This is a genomic window from Citrobacter sp. LJND-P06 (assembly GCF_058188415.1).
On sequence record NZ_CP187317.1, the window covers coordinates 1,402,725 to 1,429,310 of the forward strand.

30 protein-coding genes and 1 pseudogene are annotated in these 26,586 nt (G+C 52.7%); 24 read left to right on the plus strand and 7 right to left on the minus strand.

Annotated elements, in window-relative coordinates; all coding sequences use genetic code 11:
* Positions 1–16 precede the first annotated feature (16 nt).
* The 13 genes and pseudogenes from ACO7SM_RS06770 (at position 17) to hisP (ending at position 11,072) form a co-directional block, all read left to right on the plus strand.
* A complete protein-coding gene (locus ACO7SM_RS06770; protein WP_162383110.1) occupies positions 17–676 on the plus strand; it encodes a DedA family protein in 660 nt (219 codons plus the stop codon).
* A 155-nt stretch (positions 677–831) separates the two neighbouring features.
* Positions 832–1,746 carry an acetyl-CoA carboxylase, carboxyltransferase subunit beta gene (gene accD / locus ACO7SM_RS06775; RefSeq protein ID WP_203360551.1) on the plus strand — a complete coding sequence of 305 codons (915 nt, stop codon included), beginning with the start codon at positions 832–834 and terminating at the stop codon, positions 1,744–1,746.
* 69 nt (positions 1,747–1,815) lie between these two features.
* Positions 1,816–3,084, plus strand: coding sequence for a bifunctional tetrahydrofolate synthase/dihydrofolate synthase (folC, locus tag ACO7SM_RS06780; RefSeq protein WP_490470202.1), 1,269 nt, complete (start codon positions 1,816–1,818; stop codon positions 3,082–3,084).
* The gene (gene dedD, locus ACO7SM_RS06785; RefSeq protein WP_490470203.1) at positions 3,074–3,745 is read left to right on the plus strand and encodes a cell division protein DedD; all 672 of its coding nucleotides are present in this window, start codon (positions 3,074–3,076) and stop codon (positions 3,743–3,745) included. The genes folC and dedD overlap by 11 nt, the downstream gene beginning before the upstream one ends.
* 6 nt (positions 3,746–3,751) lie before the next feature.
* Positions 3,752–3,943, plus strand: a pseudogene (locus ACO7SM_RS06790) (hypothetical protein); the annotation flags it as partial.
* Positions 3,944–3,989: 46 nt separating this feature from the next.
* On the plus strand, positions 3,990–4,478 hold the full coding sequence (cvpA, locus tag ACO7SM_RS06795) for a colicin V production protein (RefSeq protein ID WP_162383106.1): 489 nt from the start codon (positions 3,990–3,992) through the stop codon (positions 4,476–4,478).
* Positions 4,479–4,515: 37 nt separating this feature from the next.
* The gene (gene purF / locus ACO7SM_RS06800; RefSeq protein WP_490470204.1) at positions 4,516–6,033 is read left to right on the plus strand and encodes an amidophosphoribosyltransferase; all 1,518 of its coding nucleotides are present in this window, start codon (positions 4,516–4,518) and stop codon (positions 6,031–6,033) included.
* A 97-nt stretch (positions 6,034–6,130) separates the two neighbouring features.
* Positions 6,131–6,700, plus strand: a complete 570-nt coding sequence (gene ubiX, locus ACO7SM_RS06805; RefSeq protein WP_490470205.1) for a flavin prenyltransferase UbiX — start codon at positions 6,131–6,133, stop codon at positions 6,698–6,700.
* A 287-nt stretch (positions 6,701–6,987) separates the two neighbouring features.
* Positions 6,988–7,770, plus strand: coding sequence for a lysine/arginine/ornithine ABC transporter substrate-binding protein ArgT (argT, locus tag ACO7SM_RS06810; protein WP_490470206.1), 783 nt, complete (start codon positions 6,988–6,990; stop codon positions 7,768–7,770).
* A gap of 247 nt (positions 7,771–8,017) precedes the next feature.
* Positions 8,018–8,800: a histidine ABC transporter substrate-binding protein HisJ gene (hisJ, locus tag ACO7SM_RS06815; protein ID WP_203360556.1), complete on the plus strand. Its 783-nt coding sequence runs from the start codon at positions 8,018–8,020 to the stop codon at positions 8,798–8,800.
* A 94-nt stretch (positions 8,801–8,894) separates the two neighbouring features.
* On the plus strand, positions 8,895–9,581 hold the full coding sequence (locus ACO7SM_RS06820) for a histidine ABC transporter permease HisQ (RefSeq protein ID WP_162383101.1): 687 nt from the start codon (positions 8,895–8,897) through the stop codon (positions 9,579–9,581).
* Positions 9,578–10,291 carry a histidine ABC transporter permease HisM gene (hisM, locus tag ACO7SM_RS06825; RefSeq protein ID WP_490470207.1) on the plus strand — a complete coding sequence of 238 codons (714 nt, stop codon included), beginning with the start codon at positions 9,578–9,580 and terminating at the stop codon, positions 10,289–10,291. Before ACO7SM_RS06820 ends, hisM begins: the two co-directional genes overlap by 4 nt.
* A 7-nt stretch (positions 10,292–10,298) precedes the next feature.
* Positions 10,299–11,072: a histidine ABC transporter ATP-binding protein HisP gene (hisP, locus tag ACO7SM_RS06830; protein WP_192612914.1), complete on the plus strand. Its 774-nt coding sequence runs from the start codon at positions 10,299–10,301 to the stop codon at positions 11,070–11,072.
* A 59-nt stretch (positions 11,073–11,131) separates the two neighbouring features.
* Here the strand turns inward: hisP and ACO7SM_RS06835 are convergent, their stop codons facing one another.
* From ACO7SM_RS06835 to yfcG, 4 genes are all read right to left on the minus strand, one after another.
* A complete protein-coding gene (locus ACO7SM_RS06835) occupies positions 11,132–11,641 on the minus strand; it encodes a GNAT family N-acetyltransferase (protein WP_490470208.1) in 510 nt (169 codons plus the stop codon).
* A gap of 70 nt (positions 11,642–11,711) precedes the next feature.
* The gene (locus ACO7SM_RS06840) at positions 11,712–12,605 is read right to left on the minus strand and encodes a TIGR01777 family oxidoreductase (protein WP_490470209.1); all 894 of its coding nucleotides are present in this window, start codon (positions 12,603–12,605) and stop codon (positions 11,712–11,714) included.
* A 21-nt stretch (positions 12,606–12,626) separates the two neighbouring features.
* A complete protein-coding gene (gene folX, locus ACO7SM_RS06845) occupies positions 12,627–12,989 on the minus strand; it encodes a dihydroneopterin triphosphate 2'-epimerase (RefSeq protein WP_490470210.1) in 363 nt (120 codons plus the stop codon).
* Positions 12,990–13,068: 79 nt separating this feature from the next.
* Positions 13,069–13,692, minus strand: a complete 624-nt coding sequence (gene yfcG, locus ACO7SM_RS06850) for a GSH-dependent disulfide bond oxidoreductase (RefSeq protein WP_490470211.1) — start codon at positions 13,690–13,692, stop codon at positions 13,069–13,071.
* A 140-nt stretch (positions 13,693–13,832) separates the two neighbouring features.
* Between yfcG and yfcF the strand changes: the two genes are divergently transcribed.
* From yfcF to yfcD, 3 genes are read left to right on the plus strand one after another with little or no spacing between them, the layout of a single operon-like run.
* Complete coding sequence (yfcF, locus tag ACO7SM_RS06855) at positions 13,833–14,477, plus strand: glutathione transferase (RefSeq protein ID WP_490470212.1); 645 nt, start codon at positions 13,833–13,835, stop codon at positions 14,475–14,477.
* A gap of 55 nt (positions 14,478–14,532) precedes the next feature.
* On the plus strand, positions 14,533–15,102 hold the full coding sequence (gene yfcE / locus ACO7SM_RS06860) for a phosphodiesterase (protein ID WP_490470213.1): 570 nt from the start codon (positions 14,533–14,535) through the stop codon (positions 15,100–15,102).
* A gap of 37 nt (positions 15,103–15,139) precedes the next feature.
* Positions 15,140–15,706 carry an NUDIX hydrolase YfcD gene (gene yfcD, locus ACO7SM_RS06865; protein ID WP_490470214.1) on the plus strand — a complete coding sequence of 189 codons (567 nt, stop codon included), beginning with the start codon at positions 15,140–15,142 and terminating at the stop codon, positions 15,704–15,706.
* 3 nt (positions 15,707–15,709) lie between these two features.
* Here yfcD and ACO7SM_RS06870 read toward each other — a convergent pair whose 3' ends face one another.
* On the minus strand, positions 15,710–16,729 hold the full coding sequence (locus tag ACO7SM_RS06870; protein WP_490470215.1) for a LacI family DNA-binding transcriptional regulator: 1,020 nt from the start codon (positions 16,727–16,729) through the stop codon (positions 15,710–15,712).
* Positions 16,730–16,967: 238 nt separating this feature from the next.
* Between ACO7SM_RS06870 and ACO7SM_RS06875 the strand changes: the two genes are divergently transcribed.
* The 5 genes from ACO7SM_RS06875 to ACO7SM_RS06895 all read left to right on the plus strand — a co-directional run bounded on the left by ACO7SM_RS06875 (position 16,968) and on the right by ACO7SM_RS06895 (position 20,943).
* A complete protein-coding gene (locus ACO7SM_RS06875; protein ID WP_490470216.1) occupies positions 16,968–17,411 on the plus strand; it encodes a PTS sugar transporter subunit IIA in 444 nt (147 codons plus the stop codon).
* A 79-nt stretch (positions 17,412–17,490) separates the two neighbouring features.
* Positions 17,491–17,763, plus strand: coding sequence for a PTS sugar transporter subunit IIB (locus ACO7SM_RS06880; protein ID WP_490470217.1), 273 nt, complete (start codon positions 17,491–17,493; stop codon positions 17,761–17,763).
* 21 nt (positions 17,764–17,784) lie between these two features.
* Complete coding sequence (locus ACO7SM_RS06885; protein WP_490470218.1) at positions 17,785–19,176, plus strand: PTS ascorbate transporter subunit IIC; 1,392 nt, start codon at positions 17,785–17,787, stop codon at positions 19,174–19,176.
* Positions 19,173–19,997, plus strand: a complete 825-nt coding sequence (locus ACO7SM_RS06890) for a transketolase (RefSeq protein ID WP_490470219.1) — start codon at positions 19,173–19,175, stop codon at positions 19,995–19,997. Before ACO7SM_RS06885 ends, ACO7SM_RS06890 begins: the two co-directional genes overlap by 4 nt.
* Positions 19,990–20,943: a transketolase family protein gene (locus ACO7SM_RS06895; RefSeq protein WP_490470220.1), complete on the plus strand. Its 954-nt coding sequence runs from the start codon at positions 19,990–19,992 to the stop codon at positions 20,941–20,943. Before ACO7SM_RS06890 ends, ACO7SM_RS06895 begins: the two co-directional genes overlap by 8 nt.
* A gap of 109 nt (positions 20,944–21,052) precedes the next feature.
* Here the strand turns inward: ACO7SM_RS06895 and pta are convergent, their stop codons facing one another.
* Both pta and ackA read right to left on the minus strand, forming a co-directional pair.
* A complete protein-coding gene (gene pta, locus ACO7SM_RS06900) occupies positions 21,053–23,197 on the minus strand; it encodes a phosphate acetyltransferase (protein ID WP_490470221.1) in 2,145 nt (714 codons plus the stop codon).
* A gap of 75 nt (positions 23,198–23,272) precedes the next feature.
* The gene (ackA, locus tag ACO7SM_RS06905) at positions 23,273–24,475 is read right to left on the minus strand and encodes an acetate kinase (RefSeq protein ID WP_192612905.1); all 1,203 of its coding nucleotides are present in this window, start codon (positions 24,473–24,475) and stop codon (positions 23,273–23,275) included.
* 337 nt (positions 24,476–24,812) lie between these two features.
* On the opposite strand from ackA, the gene yfbV reads away from it, so the two are divergent.
* From yfbV to ACO7SM_RS06920, 3 genes are all read left to right on the plus strand, one after another.
* On the plus strand, positions 24,813–25,268 hold the full coding sequence (gene yfbV / locus ACO7SM_RS06910; protein WP_490470222.1) for a terminus macrodomain insulation protein YfbV: 456 nt from the start codon (positions 24,813–24,815) through the stop codon (positions 25,266–25,268).
* Positions 25,269–25,353: 85 nt separating this feature from the next.
* Positions 25,354–25,848 (plus strand): YfbU family protein, encoded by a 495-nt coding sequence (locus ACO7SM_RS06915; RefSeq protein ID WP_162383089.1) that lies wholly within the window; start codon positions 25,354–25,356, stop codon positions 25,846–25,848.
* Positions 25,841–26,518: a sugar phosphatase gene (locus ACO7SM_RS06920; RefSeq protein WP_490470881.1), complete on the plus strand. Its 678-nt coding sequence runs from the start codon at positions 25,841–25,843 to the stop codon at positions 26,516–26,518. Before ACO7SM_RS06915 ends, ACO7SM_RS06920 begins: the two co-directional genes overlap by 8 nt.
* The last annotated feature ends 68 nt before the right edge of the window (positions 26,519–26,586 follow it).

A 26,586-nucleotide genomic window follows, 5' to 3' on the forward strand; every position in this document is an offset into this window, starting at 1 on the left:
AAAGGCAAAAGCAAATATGGATCTGATTTACTTCCTTATCGATTTTATTTTGCACATTGATGTGCACCTGGCGGAACTGGTGGCGGAATATGGCGTGTGGGTTTATGCCATTCTGTTCCTCATCCTGTTCTGCGAAACCGGTCTGGTGGTCACGCCGTTTCTGCCAGGTGACTCGCTGCTGTTTGTGGCGGGGGCGCTTTCTGCGTTGCCCTCCAACGATCTCAATGTTCACCTGATGGTGGGGTTGATGGTGGTGGCGGCGATTATTGGCGATGCGGTGAACTACACGATTGGCCGACTGTTTGGCGAGAAACTCTTCAGTAATCCTAACTCGAAGATCTTTCGTCGCAGTTATCTGGATAAGACCCATGCGTTCTATGAGCGTCATGGTGGCAAAACGATTATCCTGGCGCGTTTTGTCCCTATCGTGCGTACATTTGCGCCATTTGTGGCGGGAATGGGACATATGTCCTATCGCCATTTTGCGTTGTACAACGTGACGGGCGCACTGCTTTGGGTTCTTCTGTTTACCTATGCGGGCTACCTGTTTGGCGATCTGCCGGTAGTTCAGGAAAACCTGAAATTGCTGATTGTGGCGATTATCGTGCTCTCGGTATTACCGGGGGTTATCGAAATTATTCGCCATAAGCGAGCGGCGTCACGTGCCGCAAAATAGAAAGTAACTCAGCGGTTCGACCACTTTTTTATCCAAAGTTTCGGGCTGTTATGTTTTAATGTGCAACATTCATGGTCTGTTGGGGGCAAAAATGGCATTATGCGCCCCCAAAGATAAAACTGGCATCGAACCAGGTTCAGGCAGAAAGGTCACTAATGAGCTGGATTGAACGAATTAAAAGCAACATTACTCCCACCCGCAAGGCAAGCATTCCTGAAGGGGTGTGGACCAAGTGTGATAGCTGCGGTCAGGTTTTATACCGTGCTGAGCTGGAACGTAATCTTGAGGTCTGTCCGAAGTGTGATCATCATATGCGCATGTCGGCGCGCAATCGCCTGCATAGCCTGTTAGATGAAGGAACTCTTGCGGAACTGGGTAGCGAACTTGAGTCGAAAGACGTGCTGAAGTTCCGTGACTCCAAGAAGTACAAAGACAGACTGGCGTCCGCGCAAAAAGAAACCGGAGAGAAAGACGCTCTGGTCGTGATGAAAGGCACGCTTCATGGCATGCCCGTTGTCGCTGCTGCGTTTGAATTCTCTTTCATGGGCGGTTCTATGGGCTCTGTCGTCGGCGCACGTTTCGTTCGTGCCGTTGAGCAGGCGCTGGAAGATAATTGCCCGCTGATCTGCTTCTCCGCTTCCGGTGGCGCACGTATGCAAGAAGCGCTGATGTCGCTGATGCAGATGGCGAAAACCTCCGCAGCGTTGGCGAAAATGCAGGAACGTGGATTACCGTATATCTCCGTACTGACCGACCCAACGATGGGTGGCGTATCAGCAAGTTTCGCCATGTTGGGCGATCTCAATATTGCTGAACCGAAAGCGCTGATCGGCTTCGCTGGCCCACGCGTCATCGAGCAAACCGTACGTGAGAAACTGCCGCCGGGATTCCAGCGCAGTGAGTTCCTGATTGAAAAAGGCGCTATCGATATGATCGTCCGCCGCCCGGAAATGCGCCTCAAACTGGCAAGCGTTCTGGCGAAGTTGATGAATCTCCCTGCGCCAAATCCGGATGAACCGCGCGAAGGTGTGGTGGTACCGCCGGTACCGGATCAGGAAGCAGAGGCCTGATAACTGAAAAGGGCAGGGCCATCGGCGCTGCCCTTTTTCTTTTCTCACCGTAGCGAATTTACAAAAATCATGGACAATAAACGTATCCCTAAAGCCGCGTCGCCCCTGGCCTCGTGGCTTTCTTATCTGGAAAACCTGCACAGTAAAACCATCGATCTGGGCCTTGAGCGTGTCAGTCAGGTCGCGGCACGTCTTGGTGTTCTTAAACCGGCGCCGTTTGTCTTTACGGTGGCAGGAACGAACGGTAAAGGCACGACCTGCCGTACGCTGGAATCCGTGCTGATGGCGGCGGGCTATAAAGTGGGTGTCTACAGTTCCCCACATCTGGTGCGCTACACTGAACGTGTGCGGGTGCAGGGGCAAGAATTACCCGAGTCTGCGCACACCGCGTCGTTTGCAGAAATCGAAGAGTCTCGCGGTGGGATTTCGCTGACCTATTTTGAGTACGGCACGCTTTCCGCGCTGTGGTTGTTTAAACAGGCACAACTTGATGTGGTGATCCTGGAGGTGGGGTTAGGCGGTCGTCTGGATGCCACCAATATTGTGGATGCGGATGTCTCTGTCGTGACCAGTATCGCGCTGGATCATACGGACTGGCTGGGGCCGGATCGCGAAAGCATTGGCCGTGAGAAAGCGGGGATCTTTCGGGCGGAAAAACCGGCCATTGTGGGCGAACCTGAAATGCCTTACACCATTGCCGATGTTGCGCAGGAAACCGGAGCGCTGTTGCGTCGTCGGGGTGTGGACTGGCATTTTGAGGTGTCAGGCGATGGCTGGTCGTTTACCGACAGCAACGGTACGCTGACGGATTTGCCATTGCCGCTGGTGCCGCAGCCTAATGCCGCCACCGCGCTGGCCGCGCTACGCGCCAGTGCGCTGAACGTCAGTGAAAAAGCGATTCGCGAGGGGATTGCTCAGGCCATTTTACCGGGGCGTTTTCAGATTTTGAGCGAGTCGCCACGTGTTATTCTTGATGTCGCACATAATCCTCATGCGGCGGAATATCTTACCGGACGCATGAAAATGTTGCCGAAAAGTGGGCGAGTGCTTGCTGTTATCGGTATGCTACATGATAAAGATATTGCAGGAACGTTGGCCTGGCTGAAAAGCGTGGTCGATGACTGGTATTGCGCGCCGTTGGAAGGGCCGCGAGGTGCGACGGCGGAGCAATTACTGGAGCATCTGGGCAGCGGTAACGCTTATGACAGCGTTGCTCTGGCATGGCATGCGGCAATGGCGGACGCAAAACCAGAGGATACCGTGCTGGTGTGTGGTTCTTTTCACACTGTCGCACATGTCATGGAAGTGATTGACGCGGGGAGAAACGGTGGCAAGTAAATTTCAAAATCGTTTAGTCGGCACCATTGTGCTGGTCGCGCTTGGGGTGATCGTGCTTCCTGGGCTGCTTGACGGGCAGAAAAAACATTATCAGGATGAGTTTGCCGCGATCCCGTTGGTACCGAAACCCGGTGACCGTGATGAGCCGGATATGATGCCTGCTGCGACGCAGGCGCTGCCGACTCAGCCACCTGAAGGCGCGGCGGAAGAGGTCAGGGCAGGGGACGCGGCAGCGCCATCCCTCGATCCGTCTCGTCTGTCGTTGAACAATACCGCCGATCTCGATCCGGTTCCTGAGCCTATTGAACAACCCAAACCAAAACCGGTTGAAAAGCCGAAGCCGCAACCACCGGTTGCTGTGACGCCGACGCCGCCTCCTGCGCCGAAACCGGTCGCCGAGGAAAAACCAGCGCCGACCGGCAAAGCCTGGGTTGTACAACTGGGCGCCTTGAAAAATGCCGACAAGGTCAATGAGATCGTTGGTAAACTTCGTGGCGCGGGGTTCCGGGTATATACTTCCCCCTCAACGCCAGTACAGGGTAAAATAACCCGCATTCTCGTTGGGCCTGACGCATCAAAAGACAAGCTGAAAAGTTCACTGGGTGAGCTTCAGCAGATCTCAGGTTTAAGTGGGGTGGTGATGGGGTATAGCCCGAATTAAGTGACGTTGTTGCCTGATGGCGCTGCGCTTATCAGGCCTGTGATTCGATACTTATATTGGCCGGATAAGGTGTTTACACCGCCATCCGGCAATGCCCAAAAAGGCAAAAAGTACGATGGCGTTGAAGATTTTTTCAGCGCCATTTTTATTTACGCGTGGAAAGGAAATCCCTACGCAAACGTTTTCTTTTTCTGTTAGAATGCGCCCCGAACAGGACGACAGGGCGTAAAATCGTGGGACATGTATGGTCTGGATTGATTACGCCATTATTGCGGTGATTGGTTTTTCCTGTCTGGTTAGCCTGATCCGTGGCTTTGTTCGTGAAGCTTTATCGTTGGTGACATGGGGTTGTGCTTTCTTTGTCGCCAGCCATTACTACACTTACCTGTCTGTCTGGTTTACGGGCTTTGATGACGAACTGGTTCGAAATGGGATTGCTATCGCGATACTGTTTATCGCGACGCTTATCGTCGGCGCTATCGTCAATTTTGTGATAGGTCAGCTGGTCGAGAAAACCGGTCTGTCAGGGACTGACAGGGTATTGGGGATCTGTTTCGGGGCTCTGCGAGGAGCGTTGATAGTCGCTGCCATTCTGTTCTTTCTCGATACCTTTACAGGCCTGTCGAAAAGTGAAGACTGGAGTAAGTCGCAGCTTATCCCGCAGTTCAGTTTCATCATCAGATGGTTCTTTGACTATCTGCAAAGCTCGTCAAGTTTCTTGCCCAGAACATAACTGAGTTCTGAGATGTGGCTTAACGAGGAAAAGACGTATGTGCGGTATTGTCGGTATCGCCGGTGTTATGCCGGTCAACCAGTCGATTTATGACGCGTTAACGGTGCTCCAGCATCGTGGTCAGGATGCCGCGGGCATCATCACCATCGATGCGAACAACTGCTTCCGCCTGCGCAAGGCGAATGGCTTAGTGAGCGATATTTTCGAAGCTCGCCACATGTTGCGTTTACAAGGCAATATGGGCATCGGTCATGTGCGTTACCCTACGGCTGGCAGCTCCAGCGCCTCCGAAGCTCAACCTTTTTACGTCAACTCGCCGTACGGTATTACGCTTGCCCATAATGGCAATCTGACCAATGCGCATGAGTTGCGTAAAAAGCTGTTTGAAGAAAAACGTCGCCACATCAACACCACTTCAGATTCTGAAATCCTGCTCAATGTCTTCGCCAGCGAACTGGATAACTTCCGCCATTACCCGCTGGAAGCCGACAATATTTTTGCGGCTATTGCGGCGACTAACCGTCAGATCCGCGGCGCGTATGCGTGCGTAGCGATGATTATCGGTCATGGCATGGTTGCGTTCCGCGATCCGAATGGCATTCGCCCGTTAGTGCTGGGCAAACGCGATATTGGCGATGGCCGCACCGAGTATATGGTCGCTTCCGAAAGTGTTGCGCTTGATACCCTGGGTTATGAGTTCCTGCGCGATGTAGCGCCTGGCGAAGCGGTGTATATCACCGAAAAAGGCCAGTTGTTTACCCGCCAGTGTGCCGATAATCCGGTCAGCAATCCTTGCCTGTTCGAGTACGTGTACTTTGCGCGCCCTGACTCCTTTATCGATAAGATCTCCGTCTACAGCGCCCGCGTAAACATGGGTACCAAACTGGGCGAGAAAATTGCCCGTGAATGGGAAGATCTGGATATCGACGTGGTGATCCCGATTCCGGAAACCTCGTGTGATATCGCGCTGGAAATCGCGCGCATTCTGGGTAAACCGTACCGCCAGGGGTTTGTGAAAAACCGCTATGTAGGCCGTACTTTTATCATGCCGGGTCAGCAACTGCGCCGTAAATCAGTGCGCCGTAAGCTGAACGCCAATCGCGCGGAATTCCGCGATAAAAACGTCCTACTGGTGGATGACTCAATCGTGCGCGGCACAACGTCCGAGCAGATTATTGAGATGGCTCGTGAAGCGGGTGCGAAGAAGGTGTATCTCGCTTCCGCGGCGCCGGAAATTCGCTTCCCGAATGTCTACGGTATTGATATGCCGACGGCGACGGAGCTTATCGCGCATGGCCGTGAAGTCGATGAAATCCGCCAGATAATCGGCGCCGATGGGCTTATCTTCCAGGATCTGAACGATCTTATCGACGCTGTACGTGCCGAGAACCCGGATATTCAACAGTTTGAATGTTCAGTGTTTAATGGCGTGTATGTGACGAAAGACGTTGACCAGCAGTACCTCGATTTCCTGGATACCCTGCGTAATGACGATGCCAAAGCGGTACAACGTCAGAACGAAGTGGAAAACCTCGAAATGCACAACGAAGGGTAATTTCCTTCTCCGGGCAAGGGCGTAGGCAGCGCCCTTGCTTGCAACTCCCCGTAAAATCCTGCAAAGTCAGCCCTGAAGCAAGAAAGGGCAAATACACATGAAACGACTCATCGTAGGGATCAGCGGCGCCAGCGGCGCGATTTATGGCGTGCGCTTATTACAGGTATTGCGTGACGTTGCTGACGTGGAAACCCATCTGGTCATGAGTCAGGCGGCACGGCAGACGCTTTCGCTGGAAACGGATTTTTCTTTACGTGAAGTACAGGCTTTCGCAGATGTCACCCACGATGCGCGTGATATTGCGGCCAGTATCTCCTCAGGCTCTTTTAAGACGGCGGGAATGGTGATTTTGCCATGCTCCATCAAAACCCTTTCAGGCATTGTGCACAGTTATACCGATGGGTTGCTGACCCGTGCGGCAGATGTGGTGCTGAAAGAGCGCCGCCCGTTAGTGTTGTGCGTACGCGAAACACCGCTGCATCTTGGACATCTGCGCCTGATGACGCAGGCGGCTGAAATCGGTGCCGTGATTATGCCGCCGGTTCCGGCGTTTTATCATCGCCCTCAGACCCTGGATGATGTGATTAATCAAACGGTTAATCGCGTTCTCGACCAGTTTAACATTGCTCTGCCGCAGGAACTTTTTACCCGCTGGCAAGGGGCATAATTTGCACTTCCTCCGCGCATAATTTCTTCCGTTGCCCTGTTTCAGGGCAATTTTGTAACCGCGATCATATCCTCAACATTTAATTCGCCAAAACTCACCGAAACGCTGCGGTTCAACCGCTATACCTGCTATCTTCAACATCAGGACAATATTGCAACGTTTTATTAACAAATTTAACGTCAAATATCCTCATTGACGTGAAAATGGCATAAGACCTGCATGAAAAAGCCTGCAAACACACAACACAACGTAAAACATAATAAAATTACGCCACTTGAGGGTTATGTATGAAGAAGACGGTTCTCGCTTTGTCTTTGCTGGTAGGACTTTCCGCAACAGCGGCCAGCTACGCAGCATTGCCACAGACGATTCGCATTGGAACAGATACCACCTATGCGCCTTTCTCATCGAAAGATGCCAAAGGGGATTTCGTGGGGTTTGATATCGATCTGGGTAACGAAATGTGTAAGCGTATGCAGATTAAGTGTACGTGGGTCGCCAGTGACTTTGATGCGCTCATTCCGTCGCTGAAAGCGAAAAAAATTGATGCGATTATCTCTTCTCTCTCTATCACCGAGAAGCGTCAGCAAGAGATTGCCTTCTCCGACAAACTGTATGCCGCTGACTCGCGACTGATTGCCGCGAAAGGCTCGCCGATTCAGCCAACCCTGGATTCACTGAAAGGGAAACACGTTGGTGTCCTGCAAGGCTCAACGCAGGAAGCCTATGCCAACGATACCTGGCGGAGTAAAGGTGTCGATGTGGTGGCCTACGCCAACCAGGATCTCATCTATTCCGACCTGACGGCGGGACGTCTTGATGCTGCATTGCAGGATGAAGTGGCGGCCAGCGAAGGGTTCCTCAAACAGCCTGCCGGTAAAGATTATGCGTTTGCCGGTTCTTCTGTAAAAGACAAGAAATTCTTTGGCGACGGTACCGGTATTGGTCTGCGTAAAGACGATACCGAGCTGAAAGCGGCGTTTGATAAAGCGCTGGGCGATCTGCGTAAAGACGGTACCTACGACAAAATGGCGAAAAAGTACTTTGACTTTAATGTCTACGGTGACTGATTCGCCGCAGCGGGAAATTTACTGCACCGTTTTGGTTAACCAAAGCGGTGCATGATAAGTTCCAGGCACTGTTATGGTGCAATCGTCGCTGTCGAAATGAGCATGAATGCATACTTAAGCGTTTTTCATGCAAATTAATATTGCTGGCAGGGTAGAATGTTTTGCCTTGTCAGCCCGATTGATGGCACGATAACTGCTGCTGGTCCTGTAAAGATCCCCTATAAAAGACAGTCTGTTGAGGATAGTTATGAAAAAACTGGTGTTGTCTCTTTCTCTGGTTCTGGCTTTCTCCAGTGCTACCGCAGCATTTGCAGCCATTCCGCAAAAAATTCGGATCGGTACCGATCCGACTTATGCCCCGTTCGAATCAAAGAATGCACAGGGTGAATTAGTCGGTTTTGATATCGATCTGGCGAAAGAACTGTGTAAACGTATTAATACACAATGTTCCTTCGTGGAAAACCCGCTGGATGCGCTGATCCCTTCGTTAAAAGCGAAGAAAATCGACGCGATCATGTCTTCGCTGTCCATCACTGAAAAACGTCAGCAGGAAATCGCGTTTACCGACAAGCTTTATGCAGCCGATTCTCGTCTGGTTGTCGCGAAAGCGGCTGACATCCAGCCTACTATTGAATCCCTGAAAGGGAAGCGTGTTGGCGTATTGCAGGGCACCACCCAGGAAACGTTCGGCAATGAACACTGGGCGCCAAAAGGCATTGAAATCGTTTCTTATCAGGGGCAGGACAATATCTATTCCGACCTGACGGCAGGACGTATTGATGCGGCGTTCCAGGATGAAGTCGCGGCGAGCGAAGGTTTTCTGAAGCAGCCTGTAGGCAAAGATTACAAATTCGGCGGCCCGTCAGTGAAAGATGAAAAACTGTTCGGCGTCGGTACCGGGATGGGTCTGCGCAAAGAAGACAATGAGCTGCGCGAAGCCCTGAACAAAGCATTCGCAGAAATGCGTGCTGATGGTACTTACGAGAAGCTGGCGAAAAAGTACTTCGATTTTGATGTTTACGGTGGCTAATCACCCCGGCAGTTGATAAAGCCCACTCCCTCCTGCTGATGCAGGAGGGTGAAAAAAGAGGCGAAGCATTACCACACACGACAGGACAGGCAGCATGTTGTACGGGTTTTCAGGCGTTATTTTACAGGGCGCGATTGTTACGCTGGAGCTGGCTCTCAGCTCAGTTGTGCTGGCCGTTCTCATCGGTCTCGTCGGCGCGGGGGCAAAGCTATCGCAAAGCCGCTCGATGGGGCTTATCTTCGAAGGATACACCACCCTGATCCGTGGGGTGCCGGATCTGGTCTTAATGCTGCTGATCTTCTACGGGTTGCAAATCGCGCTTAACGCGGTGACCGACGCGATAGGGATCGGCCAGATTGATATCGATCCGATGGTTGCCGGTATTATCACCCTGGGTTTCATTTACGGCGCCTATTTCACGGAAACGTTCCGTGGGGCGTTTATGGCCGTGCCCAAAGGGCATATTGAGGCGGCTACGGCGTTCGGTTTTACCAGCTCGCAAACCTTCCGCAGAATTATGTTCCCGGCGATGATGCGTTATGCCTTGCCGGGGATTGGCAATAACTGGCAGGTGATCCTCAAGGCCACGGCGCTGGTTTCACTCCTCGGACTGGAAGATGTGGTTAAAGCCACCCAGTTGGCAGGTAAAAGCACCTGGGAACCGTTCTATTTCGCGGTGGTGTGTGGGGTCATCTATCTGGTATTTACCACCGTCTCGAATGGCGTGCTGCTCTTTCTTGAGCGTCGCTACTCTGTGGGTGTGAAGAGGGCTGACCTGTGATCGACATTATTCAGGAGTACTGGAAATCTCTGCTCTGGAGCGATGGTTATCGCTATACCGGCGTGGCGATCACCTTGTGGTTGCTGATTTCCTCCGTGGTGATGGGCGGGATTCTGGCCGTGTTTATGGCCATCGGTCGCGTCTCAAGCAACAAATTCATCCAGTTTCCTATCTGGCTGTTTACCTATATTTTTCGTGGTACGCCGCTTTATGTGCAACTGCTGGTGTTCTATTCCGGGATGTATACGCTGGAGATCGTTAAAGGTACTGATTTCCTCAATGCGTTTTTCCGCAGCGGACTTAACTGTACGGTACTGGCGCTTACGCTGAATACCTGTGCGTATACCACCGAAATTTTTGCTGGCGCTATTCGCTCGGTACCGCACGGCGAGATTGAAGCGGCACGCGCTTATGGCTTCTCATCATTCAAAATGTATCGCTGTATTATTTTGCCTTCCGCATTGCGAATTGCGTTGCCAGCATACAGCAATGAAGTCATTTTAATGTTGCACTCAACGGCGCTGGCATTTACGGCGACGGTGCCGGATTTGTTGAAAATCGCCCGCGATATCAACTCGGCAACTTACCAGCCATTTACCGCATTCGGTATTGCCGCCGTACTGTATTTGATGATTTCGTATGTCCTGATCAGTCTGTTCCGCAAAGCGGAAAAACGCTGGTTGCAGCATGTAAAACCTTCGACGCACTGAGAACATGATGTCTGAGAATAAATTAAACGTAATCGATTTACACAAACACTACGGCGAGCATGAAGTGCTGAAAGGGGTATCGCTGCAGGCTAATGCCGGGGATGTGATCAGCATTATCGGCTCATCCGGTTCCGGGAAAAGTACCTTTCTGCGCTGTATTAACTTCCTCGAAAAGCCGAGTGAAGGTTTAATCGTGGTCAACGGACAGAACATCAATCTGGTTCGGGACACCGATGGTCAGCTCAAGGTGGCGGATAAAAACCAACTGCGTTTGCTGCGTACGCGTCTGACGATGGTGTTCCAGCATTTCAACCTCTGGAGTCACATGACCGTGCTGGAAAACGTCATGGAAGCACCTATTCAGGTGTTAGGTCTGAGCAAGCAGGAAGCCCGCGAGCGCGCGGTGAAGTACCTTGCGAAGGTCGGCATTGATGAGCGTGCTCAGGGGAAATACCCGGTGCATCTTTCCGGTGGTCAGCAACAGCGTGTCTCTATTGCGCGCGCGTTGGCTATGGAGCCAGAAGTGCTGTTATTTGATGAGCCAACTTCGGCGCTTGATCCGGAGCTGGTAGGCGAAGTGTTGCGCATTATGCAACAACTGGCGGAAGAGGGGAAAACCATGGTCGTGGTGACTCACGAAATGGGCTTTGCTCGCCATGTTTCTACCCACGTGATTTTCCTGCATCAGGGGAAAATAGAAGAAGAAGGTGAGCCAGAGCAGTTGTTTGGTAATCCGCAAAGTCCCCGCTTGCAGCAGTTCCTTAAGGGATCGTTGAAGTAACGTTGTGCCCGGTGGCGCTGTGCCAACCGGGCCTGCGTTATGGCGTGCGCATCCGATGTTTACGCCGGGTTACGTTCCAGTCGATATACCCAGTCATCGTAGCGTATGCCATTGACCTCATACGCTTTCTCCAGCACCTGAGTACGTATAAATCCCTGTTTCTCCAGCACACGCACGGAAGGCGTATTATCCGCCAGCACGTAACCGTTAATCGCGTTTACACCCGTTTGGGTAAAGGCGTACCGGCAGATGGCCTCGAGTGCTTCGCTGGCAATCCCTTTGCCTTGCGCCGGTGGGATCACGGTATAGCCGACGTCGGCTTCCTGCGGATGCAGATGGCTTATCTGTAACCCAATATCGCCCAGCGGTGTGCCGTTTTTTTGGCAGCGAATAACAAAAGTATGCTGTGCGGCAAGGCGACGGGCGAACAGGAGCCGGGTTTCTCTTTCCGGGCTGATATTGGCCATAAAACGCATAATGTCCGGGTTTTCACGCAGCGCCAGGAAAAACAGCCAGTCTGAAGCTTGAAAAGGGGACAGCGTAAGTCGTGATGTCGTAATGATCGCCATAAAGTCGTTATTCCGGTAGTCAGGCTTATCACCTTACCACCGGAACGATTGTGATGAACAGAGGAGAGGATCAGTGGATAACATCCGCCAGCGCTTCTTCTAAGTCGTACCAGCGAAAAGCAAATCCGGAAGCCTCCAGCCGTTTGGGAAGCGCGCGTTGTCCACCAAGAACCAGCACGGAAGATTCCCCCATCAGCAGCCGAATGGCGGTAGCCGGTACGCGAACAATTGCGGGACGGTTCAGCGCATGACCCAGCGCATGGGCAAATTGTTCATTACGCACGGGATACGGCGAAACCATATTGAAAGGCCCCTGCAAGTCGTGATTGAGCAACCAGAGAATACCGTTGACCATATCATCGATGTGTATCCAGGCCAGGTATTGACGCCCGGTACCGATAGGCCCCCCCATCCCGATACGAAAAGAGGGAACCATTTTCGCCAGAATTCCACCTTTCGGCGCCAGTACCACGCCGGTTCGCAGTAAACAAACCCGTGTTTTTTCACTTTGCGCGCTACTGGCTACCTGCTCCCAGCGCGCACAAAGTTTATGGGTAAACTCGTTGTGAGGCGGCTCTTCTTCTGTTACCACCACTTCACCCAGATCGCCGTAATAACCCGCGGCGGAACCGGAGATCAGCACCGCAGGCGGCGTGTCGCTGGCGTTAATTAAGTCAGCCAGCTTTTGCGTGATGCTCCAGCGGCTCTGGCACAAGCGTTCCTTTTGCTGTTCGGTCCAGCGTTTGTCGGCAATAGGTTCCCCGGCGAGGTTAATCACGGCGTCAACATGGTTGAGGTTTTTCTTATCCTCCAGCCCTTTCCAGAGTATGACCCGGGAGTCCAGAATCTGGCGTGCCTTTTCAGGGTTTCGCGTCACAACCGTCACCTGATGTCCTGATTCCAGCAAACGGGGGATCAAATGACGTCCAATCAGACCAGTACCACCGGTTACCACTATTTCCATACCGCCTCCCGAAGTCTGCGCTTAGCGTCGCCAGCTCAGTGTCATTGAGACGGAATCGGCGTAACGCAGTGCATGTAGTTTATCGATCTCTACTTCAGCATAAGTGACCCAGTGATGTTCACGTGCGATATCGAGCACATCCTGAGTTAATTTTTCCAACAATGAGAAGCGGTTGCTCTCAACATGCCCAATGATGCTTTTGGTGATGGTGCGATAATTCAGCGCATCGCTGATGTTTTCGCTGGTGCGCGCGTTTTCCGCCGGGTAATGAATAACAACATTGATGACAATGTCCTGGCGGTTGTTGATCTCTTCTTCTTTGATACCAATAAACGTGCGCAGGCGAAGATTTTTTATACGAATAATAGCGTCAGACTGTGACATTGCAGGTCTCCTCCATGTATGAACCTCTGCATGATACACGAGAATAGGAATGCGTTATCTCCCCCGAACGAGGGCGCGTCTATTGCGCGTGCTGCATTGCCCGCACTGTCGCGGGGCGCGTACGGATCCGCTCGAACCAGTTATTGACCGCCGGGAACATATCGAGATCGATCCGTTGCCGTAGATGCGCATTTACCCATGGCCAGCACGCGATATCGGCAATGCTGTACTGATCGCCCCCCAGCCACGGGGACGATTCCAGACGTTTGTTCAGCACGTTATACAGGCGCTGCGTCTCAACCTGATATCGTTCAATGGCGTAGGGGATCGTCTGTGGCGCGAAGTGGTTGAAATGATGATTCTGACCGAGCATCGGGCCAAGCCCGCCGACCTGCCAAAAAAGCCACGTCAGCGTTGTGTGGCGCTCGCGTAATTTTTCACTCAGCAATTGTCCGGTTTTTTCCGCCAGATACAGCAAGATCTCACCCGATTCAAACACACTGAACGGCGCACCGCCGTCTGCAGGCGTATGGTCAACAATCGCCGGAATTTTATTATTGGGCGAGATAGCTAAAAATTCGGGGCGGAACTGACTACCTTTACTGATATCCACGTTGATCAGACGATAGTCAAGGCGGGTCTCTTCCAGAAACAGCGTAATTTTGTGTCCGTTGGGGGTTGGGGCGTAGTAGAGGTCGATCATTTCAGCTCCCGTGCATCTCGAAAAAATGGCTGACCAACACAAGTATAGAAAGCCTCTTGCGGTACGTGAGTTTTCATCAAGTGACAGTACGCAAAAGACTCTATATTTTGGGATAACGGCAAAACAGCAATGAGGATATTATGAGCAAACCCGCGATAACGCTCTGGTCAGACGCTAACTTTTTTTCTCCCTATGTGATGTCTGTCTACGTTGCCCTGCAGGAGAAAGGCCTTCCCTTTACCCTCAAAACTGTTGATCTGAACAGCGGTGAACATTTACAACCGACCTGGCAGGGCTATACGCTCACCCGTCGCGTCCCGGTGCTGGAGATCGAAGGTTTTGAGCTCAGCGAATCTTCGGCCATTGCGGAGTACCTGGAAGACTGCTTTGCGCCGCCGCAATGGGAGCGCATTTACCCTCTCGACCTGCAAAAACGTGCTCGCGCTCGCCAGATCCAGGCGTGGCTGCGAAGTGACTTAATGCCGATTCGCGAAGAGCGTCCCACGGATGTGGTGTTTGCTGGCGCGAAAAAAGGCCCTCTCAGCGAGGCGGGAAACGCCAGCGCGGCGAAACTGTTTGCGACGGCAGGCAATTTGCTTGCTCACGGTAAACCGAATTTGTTTGGTGAATGGTGTATTGCCGACAGCGATCTGGCGTTAATGATTAACCGTCTGGTGTTACAGGGTGATGAGGTGCCTGAACCGCTGGCTGATTATGCAGCATTCCAGTGGCAGCGCGCTTCTGTCCAGCGTTTTATCGCGCTTTCTGCTAAGCGTTCTGGCTGAAAATCCCTGCGTATTCCAGTATCATAGAGGGGTTATTTACGACGAGGAGTGAGTGATGAAACTGATGTTTGCATCAGACATTCATGGGTCGTTACCCGCCACAGAACGTGTACTCGAACTGTTTACTCAAAGCGGTGCACAATGGCTGGTGATACTGGGGGATGTGCTGAACCACGGCCCGCGCAATGCGTTGCCGGAAGGCTATGCGCCTGCTCAGGTTGCAGACCTTCTTAACACGCAGGCCAGCCGGATCATTGCCGTGCGGGGGAACTGCGACAGCGAAGTCGATCAAATGCTGCTTCATTTCCCGATGACAGCGCCCTGGCAGCAGATACTGATGGAAAACCAGCGCCTGTTTCTGACGCATGGCCACCTTTTTGGCCCGGAGAACCTTCCTGCATTAAATGCCGGAGATGTGCTGGTGTATGGGCATACCCATCTGCCTGTTGCAGAAAAGCGGGGAGAGGTATATCACTTTAATCCAGGTTCAGTGAGCATCCCGAAAGGTGGCTTTAAGGCAAGCTACGGGATTCTGGATGATAATGTTATACGTGTTATCGCACTCAATGATCAAAGTACCATTGCGCAGATGACAATTAATCCGTACTTTACCCCACAATTGTAAACGCGCCGTAAGAGCGCTAGATAAAGAAGGTTTCCTGATGGTGGAACAGCGTCGTTTGGCAAGTACTGAATGGGTGGATATTGTGAATGAAGACAACGAAGTCATCGCACAATCCAGCCGCGAACAAATGCGAGCGCAATGTTTACGTCATCGTGCAACATACATCGTTGTGCATGATGGCATGGGCAAAATCCTGGTTCAGCGTCGTACCGAAACAAAAGACTTTTTGCCGGGTATGTTAGATGCCACTGCGGGTGGTGTGGTACAGGCCGATGAGCAACTGCTTGAGTCTGCCCGTCGTGAAGCGGAAGAGGAACTGGGGATTGCAGGCGTTCCGTTTGCAGAACACGGCCAGTTCTATTTCGAAGACAAACACTGCCGCGTGTGGGGCGCTCTGTTTAGCTGCGTTTCCCACGGCCCGTTTGCGCTTCAGGAAGCCGAAATCAGCGAGGTCTGCTGGCTGACGCCGGAGGAGATCACCGCACGTTGCGATGAATTTACGCCAGATTCGCTGAAAGCGTTGGCACTGTGGATGACCCGCAATGCCAAAAACGAATCTGCGAAACCGGAGAATAAACCGGAAAAAGAGGAAGAGGCTGAATAAGCCTCAGCAACTCTCCCGCAGGCACAGGCTGGACGCGATAGGTTTATTGTCGCGCCAGTCTCCGTCATTCAGACGTTCCAGTAGCGCTTTCCCGGCTTCAATCCCAATTTTACGATGAGGCACTGCCATCGTCGTCAGCGGCGGCTGACAGACCCGGCTCACGTCACTATCGCCAAAACCCACGACGGCCAAATCGTCCGGCACTTTGATACGCCGACGCTGGCATTCATACAGCACACCGCACGCCAGTTCATCCGATACGCAAACCAGCGCATCCAGCTCCGGCCACGCCAGCAAGAATTCAGGCAATTGTGCAGCCCCGGTGGAAAAATTGGGCGGCATGGCGGCGTTAATCACCCGATTTGGCGACATGTGGTGGCGAAGCATCGCTTTGTACCAGCCCTGCAAATGCTGCTGGAAAATCCACTGCTCCTGGTTGGCGCACAGCAGGCCAATATTCTGATAGCCACGCTGAATCACCATTTCGGTGAGTTCATACATGGCCGCGACGTTATCAATCCCGATATTCATGTCGATAGGATCGGCGCGCACGGCACCCATTTCCATCACCGGAATCGAGGCATGTTTCAGCCAGTGGCGGACGGTGTCAGAGTGTTCGACGCTGAGCAAAATGGCGGCGGCAATATTCGATGCCAGCAGCGTTTCAAGCAGCTTCTCTTCCTGTTCAAGACGGTGTTGGGACTCCGCCAGCATGATCTGATATCCGGCAGGTTGTAGTACCTGCTGTAGCCCGGCGAACATCTCAGAGCAACCGGATTCGGAGAGATTGGGGACGACCATCGCAATCGTCCAGGACGATGCTGATGCCAGGGCGCTGGCGGCCAGATTCGGCATGTACCCCAGTTCCTGCACTGCTGCTTCAATTTTTTCTCGCAGTTTATCGGAAACCTGCTCAGGCGTGCGCAATGCGCGGGACACCGTCATAGTCCCCACTCCGGCAAGCTGGGCAACATCAGAGATGGTCACTTTGCCGGTACTACGTCGTTTTCGGGTTAGAGACATACAAATTCCTGGTGACCAGACGCGTTTTTCTTGTCATCCATCGCTTTACGTAGGTTTGAGTATACGCCTTAAATCCCGTTTTTTACTGTGATTTCCCGTGCGAATTGTAATTTGATAGCGCTATCACAATTTTGGATGTTAGAAATTGGTAGCGCTATCTTTGTGATCTTGATCGCAGCTATCCGCGATGCGGTTGAATAAAGTTTGCTCATCTTTTGCGTTGTGGCCGGAGGGCAGAGTGCTCAGAAAATGGATACACGATACCACCATTACGCTACAGGATAGCGTTGAAAACTGGCCCCAGGCGCTGGCGCTGTGCGCCAGGCCGCTGCTTGAGATGAACGTTATCTCCCCGGAGTATGTGACGGCGATTATCGGGCAGCATCACAAATTAGGGCCGTATTATGTGCTGGCTCCAGGGCTGGCGATGCCGCATGCGCGGCCAGAAGAAGGGGCGAAAGGACTCGGCCTCTCATTATTAAAACTGAAACAGGGCGTCTCTTTTGATGCCGGTGAGTTTGATCCCGTCGATGTGATTGTGATGCTGGCGGCACCGGACAAACATAGCCATATCGAAATGATTTCCACACTCGCAGCGCTATTTTCCAGCGATGAGGATATGGAAAAATTACATCAGGCGAATACGCTGGAGGAGATAAAAACAATTATCGACCGCTTCTGATTTAATTATTTAATCCGATGAATCACAACATTACGCGCCAGCGTGATGGGGCTTACTCTACGCAAAAAAGGGGACAACAATGAAAATCATGGCTATTTGCGGTTCTGGTCTGGGCAGTAGTTTTATGGTCGAAATGAATATTAAAAAAGTACTCAAAAAGCTGGAAATAGAGGCCGAGGTTGAACACTCAGATCTCTCCTCTGCAACGCCTGGTGCGGCTGACCTTTTTGTGATGGCAAAAGACATTGCCGCCAGCGCCAGCGTGCCGGAAAGCCAACTGGTGGTTATCAATAACATCATCGACATCAACGAACTCGAAGCGCAATTGCGCGGCTGGTTCGAAAGACGTTAACTCTGATTAGGCGAGGTGGATATGATTATCCTTGAAACGCTGAATTTCGCTGTTGATATTTTAAAAGTCCCTTCAGTACTGGTCGGGTTAATTGCGTTAATTGGTCTTGTCGCGCAGAAAAAAGGGTTTTCTGACGTGGTGAAAGGCACCATTAAAACCATTCTCGGGTTTATTGTGCTGGGCGGTGGCGCCACGGTTCTGGTGGGGTCATTAAATCCGTTAGGCGGTATGTTTGAACATGCCTTTAATATCCAGGGCATAATTCCAAACAATGAAGCCATTGTGTCGATTGCGCTGGAAAAATACGGTGCCTCAACCGCGCTGATTATGGCCTTCGGTATGGTGGCGAATATTATCGTCGCTCGTTTTACCCGCCTGAAGTACATCTTCCTGACCGGACACCACACGTTTTATATGGCGTGCATGATTGGGGTGATCCTGACAGTAGCGGGCTTTGAGGGAGTCGGTCTGGTCTTTACCGGCTCGTTGATCCTCGGTCTGGTGATGGCCTTCTTCCCGGCGATTGCGCAGCGTTATATGAAGCGCATTACCGGCAACGATGATATCGCCTTTGGCCACTTTGGTACGCTGGGCTACGTGCTGTCGGGCTGGATTGGCAGCAAGTTTGGCAAAGGTTCACGCTCGACGGAAGAGATGAACCTGCCGAAGAACCTGAGTTTCCTGCGCGACAGCTCCATCTCCATTTCCCTGACCATGATGATTATCTACCTGATCATGGCGGTGAGCGCAGGGCGTGAATACGTTGAAGCGACCTTCAGCGGCGGCCAGAACTACCTGGTGTACGCCATCATCATGGGGATCACCTTTGCGGCGGGAGTATTCATCATCCTGCAGGGCGTGCGCCTGATTCTGGCAGAAATCGTCCCGGCCTTCACGGGCTTCTCGGAAAAACTGGTGCCAAACGCGCGTCCCGCGCTGGACTGCCCGGTGGTCTATCCGTATGCGCCGAATGCGGTGCTGATTGGCTTCCTGTTCAGCTTCCTCGGCGGGCTGGTTGGACTGTTTATCTGCGGTCAGTTCAGTTGGGTGCTGATCCTGCCGGGTGTCGTCCCACACTTCTTCACCGGCGCAACGGCGGGTGTGTTCGGTAACGCCACGGGGGGACGTCGCGGGGCGATGATCGGTGCTTTTGCTAACGGTCTGCTGATTACCTTCCTGCCGGTACTGCTGCTGCCCGTACTCGGTGCGATTGGCTTTGCTAATACCACCTTCTCAGACGCCGACTTCGGCGCCGTCGGGATTGTGCTGGGCAACCTGGCCCGCTTCCTGTCACCACCTGCCATTACCGGACTCGTTGTCGCGGTGTTCGCACTGCTGGTGGCGTACAACGTCTTCGCTAAAAATAAATCTGCGAGCGGTAATGCGCAGGAAAACACCGGAGCCAAATCATGAATGAGATAACCCATCTGGCGCATCAAATTCGTCTTGAGACGCTGAAGTCATTGACGCAGCTGGGGTTTGGTCACTATGGCGGCAGTATGTCGGTCGTCGAAACCCTGGCCGTATTGTACGGCGCAGTCATGAAAATTGACCCGGCCAATCCAGACTGGCCCGAGCGCGACTATTTTGTGCTGTCGAAAGGACATGCGGGCCCGGCGCTCTATAGCACCCTGGCAATTAAGGGCTATTTCCCGGTTGAAGAACTGAGCACGCTGAACCAGAACGGGACGCGTCTGCCAAGCCACCCGGATCGCCTGAAAACGCGCGGTGTGGATGCCACCACGGGTTCCCTGGGGCAGGGGATCTCGATTGCGTGCGGCATGGCGTTATCGCACAAGCTGGCAGGAAGGCCAAATCGGGTGTTTTGTATTGTCGGTGACGGCGAGCTGAACGAAGGCCAGTGCTGGGAAGCGTTTCAGTTTATTGCCCACCATTGCCTCAATAACCTGACGGTATTTGTGGACTGGAACAAACAGCAGCTCGACGGCAAGCTGGACGACATCATCAGTGCGTTCGACCTTGAAGGGAAATTCCGCGCCTTTGGGTATGACGTGGTGACGGTAAAAGGGGACGACATTCCGACGCTGCTGGAGGTTACGTCGCGGGTTCCGGCTGCCGATGCGCGTCCGCGGGTGGTGATCCTCGACAGCATCAAAGGACAGGGCGTACCGTACCTGGAACAGCTTAGCAACTCGCACCACCTGCGTTTGACCAGGGAGAGCAAAGCGGCGCTTACCGAGACGATTCGCCAACTGGAGGCTTCACATGATTAAGGTTGCTCCTGCAGGACAGAAAGATTCTGTTGAGATGCGTAAAGTCTACGCCGGTTTTGTGGCGAAACAGATAGAGGCCGGAAGTGCCATCATTGCGCTCGAGGCGGATCTGATGAGTTCGATGGCGATGGACGGAGTGGCGCGCGATTATCCGCAGCACGTGATTAACTGCGGCATTATGGAGGCTAACGTGATTGGAACGGCGGCAGGGCTGTCGCTCACCGGGCGCAAACCGTTCGTGCACACCTTCACCGCCTTTGCCAGCCGTCGCTGCTTCGACCAACTGTTTATGTCGCTCGATTATCAACGCAACAACGTCAAGGTGATTGCCTCGGATGCCGGCGTGACGGCCTGTCACAACGGTGGCACGCACATGTCATTTGAGGATATGGGCATTGTGCGTGGGCTGGCGAATTCCGTGGTGCTGGAAGTCACCGACGCAGTGATGTTTGAGGATGTACTGCGCCAGCTCATCGACCTTGAAGGCTTTTACTGGGTACGTACGATCCGCAAACAGGCCTCGAGCGTCTATGCACCGGGTTCGACCTTTACGATTGGCAAGGGCAACGTGCTGCGTGAGGGGAGTGATATCACCCTGATTGCCAACGGCATCATGGTGGCGGAAGCGCTGGAGGCGGCGTATCAACTGGAGCAAGAGGGGGTCAGCGCGGCAGTCATCGATATGTTTACCCTGAAGCCAATCGACCGGATGCTGGTGAAAAACTACGCCGAGAAAACCGGGCGCATTGTGACCTGTGAAAACCACAGTATTCACAACGGGCTGGGGTCTGCTGTCGCGGAAGTATTGGTGGAAACCTGTCCGGTGCCGATGCGTCGTGTGGGGGTGAAGGAGCGTTATGGCCAGGTCGGGACGCAGGATTTCCTGCAAAAAGAGTATGGCCTGACGGCTGATGAAATAGTGAAGGCGGCGAAGGAACTGCTGTAAATAAAAGGGGCGACCAGATGGTCGCCCCTTTTTGTTGCCCGGCGGCGCTAACGCTTACCGGGCCTACGGTTTTGCAGGCCGGATAAGCGAAGCGCCATCCGGCAAAACCTTACTGCTGTTGCTGTGAAGACTGGATCGCGGTCAGAGCGATGGTGTAGACGATATCGTCAACCAGCGCGCCACGGGACAGGTCGTTCACCGGCTTGCGCATACCCTGCAGCATCGGCCCGATGGAGATCAGGTCGGCAGAACGCTGTACCGCTTTGTAGGTGGTGTTACCGGTGTTCAGATCCGGGAAGATGAACACGGTAGCGCGACCCGCAACCGGAGAGTTCGGTGCTTTGGACTTCGCAACATCAGCCATAACTGCGGCGTCATACTGCAGCGGACCATCGATCATCAGGTCAGGACGTTTTTCCTGCGCCAGACGAGTCGCTTCGCGTACTTTCTCTACATCGCTACCCGCGCCAGAGGTGCCGGTGGAGTAGGAGAGCATTGCCACGCGCGGTTCGATACCGAACGCGGTCGCGGAGTCAGCAGACTGAATCGCGATCTCTGCCAGTTGTTCTGCGGTCGGATCCGGGTTGATCGCGCAGTCGCCGTAAACGTAAACCTGTTCTGGCAGCAGCATGAAGAACACAGAAGACACCAGGGAGCTACCCGGCGCAGTTTTGATCAGCTGCAGCGGCGGACGAATGGTGTTCGCGGTGGTGTGAACGGCACCGGAAACCAGACCGTCAACATCATCCTGTTCCAGCATCAGGGTACCGAGAACCACGTTGTCTTCCAGCTGTTCGCGGGCAACAGTTTCGGTCATACCTTTGTTTTTACGCAGTTCGACCAGGCGAGCTACATAGCTTTCGCGAACCACATCCGGGTCAACGATTTCTACGCCAGCGCCCAGTTCAACGCCCTGAGAGGCGGCAACGCGGGTGATTTCATCCGGGTTACCCAGCAGTACGCAGGTAGCGATACCACGTTCAGCACAGATGGCGGCAGCTTTTACGGTACGCGGTTCATCGCCTTCCGGCAGAACAACACGTTTACCGGCTTTACGCGCCAGTTCGGTCAACTGGTAGCGGAATGCAGGCGGAGACAGACGACGGCTACGCTCAGAGGTCGCAGTCAGAGACTCGATCCAGTCAGCGTTGATGTAGTTAGCCACGTATTCCTGAACTTTCTCGATGCGCTCGTGATCGTCAACCGGTACTTCCAGGTTGAAGCTCTGCAGGCTCAGGGAGGTCTGCCAGGTGTTGGTGTTCACCATGAATACCGGCAGGCCAGTTTCGAAAGCACGTTCGCACAGTTTGGTGATGCGCGCGTCCATTTCGTAGCCGCCAGTCAGCAGCAGGGCGCCGATTTCTACGCCGTTCATTGCGGCCAGGCATGCTGCAACCAGCACGTCCGGACGGTCAGCGGAAGTCACCAGCAGAGAACCTGCGCGGAAGTGTTCCAGCATGTGCGGAATGCTGCGCGCACAGAAAGTGACAGACTTCACGCGACGCGTGTTGATATCGCCTTCGTTAACCACGGTAGCGTTCAGATGACGCGCCATGTCGATTGCACGCGTTGCGATCAGGTCGAAGCTCCATGGCACTGCGCCAAGAACCGGCAGCGGGCTGGATTCTTGCAGTTTAGCCGGATCAACTTTAACCACTTTCGCTTTGGAAGAGTCGTCAAAAATCTCAGACAGATCCGGGCGAGTACGGCCTTGTTCGTCAACAGGTGCATTCAGCTTGTTAACGATAACGCCAGTAATGTTGGTGTTTTTGGCGCCGCCAAAGCTGCTGCGAGTCAGTTCAATACGCTCGTTCAGCTGTTCTGGCGTGTCGGTACCCTGAGACATGACAAACACGATTTCTGCGTTCAGCGTTTTCGCGATTTCAAAGTTCAGAGCCTGAGCAAACTGATGTTTACGGGTCGGTACCAGACCTTCAACCAGAACGACTTCAGCATCTTTGGTGTTCGCGTGATAGTTCGCGATGATCTCTTCCATCAGCACATCTTTCTGATTGCTGGAGAGCAGAGATTCTACGTGGCTCATGTTCAGCGGTTCTGCCGCAGTCACAGAAGAGTTTGCACGTAAGATGGTCGTGGTCTGGTCTGGCGCATCGCCACCGGCGCGCGGTTGAGCGATTGGCTTAAAGACGCTCAGACGAACGCCTTTACGTTCCATAGCACGGATCACGCCAAGGCTGACGCTGGTCAGGCCGACGCTGGTTCCGGTAGGGATCAGCATAATAATACGGGACACGGTTTATCCTCTTTCGTTACCGCCAGTTTAAGCGGGTTACAAAACAGCACCGCCAGCAGGGCTGGCGGTGTGAAATCAGGCAGTCAGACGGCTCGCGTCTTGCGCGATAACCAGTTCTTCGTTGGTTGGGATAACCACCGCAGGACGGGTACCTTCTTTATTGATGAAACCAGATTTGCCGAAACGGGCAGCCAGGTTGCGTTCGTGATCAACTTCAAAGCCCAGCACGCCCAGTTTGCCCAGGGACAGTTCGCGAACCATCGCGGCGTTTTCACCGATACCACCGGTGAAGACAACTGCGTCCAGACGACCATCCATCAGCGCAGTGTAAGAGCCGATGTATTTCGCCAGACGGTGGCAGTAAACGTCCATTGCACGTTTAGCGTCTTCTTTGGTGGTGTAGTTGTCTTCAACGTAGCGGCAGTCGCTGGTGACTTCGGTCAGACCCAGCAGGCCAGACTCTTTGGTCAGCATTTTGTTGATGGCGTCAACGCTCATGCCCAGGGTGTCGTGCAGGTGGAAGATAATCGCCGGGTCGATATCACCGGAACGGGTACCCATTACCAGACCTTCCAGCGGGGTCAGACCCATAGAAGTATCGACACATTGACCATTACGGATAGCAGAAACAGAACCACCGTTGCCCAGGTGGCAAGTGATGATGTTCAGTTCTTCAACCGGTTTGTTCAGCATTTTTGCCGCTTCCTGAGTAACGAAGAAGTGGCTGGTGCCGTGTGCGCCGTAACGACGAACGCCGTGCTCTTTGTACAGGCTGTACGGCAGGGCATAGAGGTAAGATTCTTCCGGCATAGTCTGATGGAACGCGGTGTCAAACACAGCAACGTTCTTGTCTTTCAGATTCGGGAAGGATTTCAGCGCTTCTGCGATACCGATCAAATGAGCCGGGTTATGCAGCGGTGCGAAAGAGGCAGAGTCTTTGATGCCCTGAATAACGGAGTCATCAATAACCACGGAGCTGGTATACTTCTCACCGCCGTGTACGATACGATGACCAATAGCAGTCAGCTGCGCAGACAGTTCTGGTTTTTGTGCCAGAATAGTATTAACGATAAAGTTCAGCGCTTCACTGTGAGCGGCGCCTGCACCTAAAGCCGCTTCTTGTTTACCGCCGTCCATTTTCCATTTGATACGTGCTTCTGGGAGATGGAAACATTCGGCTAAACCAGAAAGGTACTCTTCACCATTAACTGCATCGATGATTGCAAATTTCAGTGAGGAGCTACCGCAGTTCAGAACCAGTACTAACTTACTCGACATGGAAGTACCTATTTATGATACGTGGCTAAAAAAACGTCAGTGAGCCATAGAGCGTAGCGCATGATGACGCTGACATTTATGATTAACATCATGCTCAATTATCTTTTTTGCATGATGGAAGAAATACCTTTGAGTCTATGCCATTTTGCGTATTTTTCAGCCAATGGCATACTGTATGTCAATTTGACGACTCAATAATTTTGTACTACTGACCATACAGGCCGACACAGGATACCCGATAGTGGGTATCGAAGACAAAATGTTTTGAACGTTGTCCCATGCAGTTGTTGTTTTGCACAAATATTTTAATTTTTGTATGTGAAGTTGAGGTAAAGCCATGTCGACACCGGATAATCGCTCCGTAAATTTTTTTAGTTTGTTTCGCCGGGGGCAGCTCTACGCAAAGACGTGGCCAATGGAAAAGCGACTCGCACCCGTTTTTGTCGAGAATCGCGTGATCCGGATGACGCGTTATGCCATTCGCTTTATGCCGCCCATTGCTGTGTTTACGCTGTGCTGGCAAATTGCGCTGGGAGGGCAGCTCGGCCCTGCTGTAGCGACCGCTCTTTTCGCACTCAGTTTGCCGATGCAGGGGTTATGGTGGTTGGGTAAACGCTCCGTAACACCACTGCCCCCCACAATTTTGAGTTGGTTTTATGAGGTTCGCAGTAAATTGCAGGAGGCCGGACAGGCGCTGGCGCCGGTAGAAGGTAAGCCTGATTACCAGGCATTAGCTGACACGCTTAAGCGCGCCTTCAAACAACTGGATAAAACTTTCCTTGATGATTTGTAATTGACCCCTGATTACGCATATAAAAGAAGGCATATGATGCCTTCTTTTTTTTTCACCGTAGTAGAAGTGATACAGGAGTCCCAAAATGGAAATGACTAACGCTCAACGTCTTATTTTGTCTAACCAGTACAAAATGATGACCATGCTCGACCCGAGCAACGCCGAACGCTATCGCCGTATACAGACGATCATTGAACGTGGTTATGGTTTGCAAATGCGTGAGCTGGATCGTGAGTTTGGTGAGTTGACCGAAGAAACCTGCCGCACGGTGATCGATATTATGGAAATGTATCACGCACTCCACGTTTCCTGGACTAACCTGAAAGACGCGCAATCTATTGATGAACGTCGTGTCACGTTCCTGGGTTTTGACGCGGCAACGGAAGCGCGTTACCTCGGCTATGTTCGCTTTATGGTGAATGTGGAAGGGCGCTATACTCATTTTGATGCGGGCACGCATGGTTTTAATGCTCAGACGCCGATGTGGGAGAAGTATCAACGTATGCTGAATGTCTGGCATTCTTGCCCACGTCAGTATCACCTGAGCGCGAATGAAATTAATCAAATCATTAATGCCTGAGGGGGTCAGTGTGCAGTGCAAAGGTTTTCTGTTTGATCTGGATGGAACGCTGGTCGACTCATTGCCCGCCGTAGAGCGAGCGTGGTGCAACTGGGCCGATCGTTTTGGGCTCAATCACGATGACGTGCTGGGCTTTATACACGGCAAACAGGCGATCACCTCGCTAAGACACTTTATGGCGGGCAAGTCTGAATCGGAGATTGCGGCCGAATTCTCGCGTCTGGAACAAATAGAGGCCACTGATACCGCCGGAATCGTCGCTCTGCCTGGTGCGATTGCATTGCTGAATCACCTCAATAAAGCCGGGATCCCCTGGGCGATTGTCACATCCGGCTCCATGCCGGTCGCCCGTGCCCGGCATAAGGCGGCGGGACTTCCTGTCCCGGAAGTCTTTGTCACGGCCGAACGGGTAAAAAGAGGCAAGCCGGAACCGGATGCCTACCTGCTGGGCGCTCAGTTGATCGGACTTTCGCCGCACGAATGTACCGTGGTTGAAGATGCGCCTGCCGGGATCCTTTCCGGCCTGGCCGCGGGATGTCATGTTATTGCGGTGAATGCGCCAGAAACGGCCACTCGCCTCGATGAAGTTGATTTTTCCCTGCAGAGTCTTGAACAGATTTCCGTGACCAAACAACCCAACGGAAATGTCGTGGTTCTCAGACATACCTGATCATGATTTAGCCCCGCTCAATCGGGGCTTTTTTATGGCAGAATCAATCTATACCCCTCATTACACAA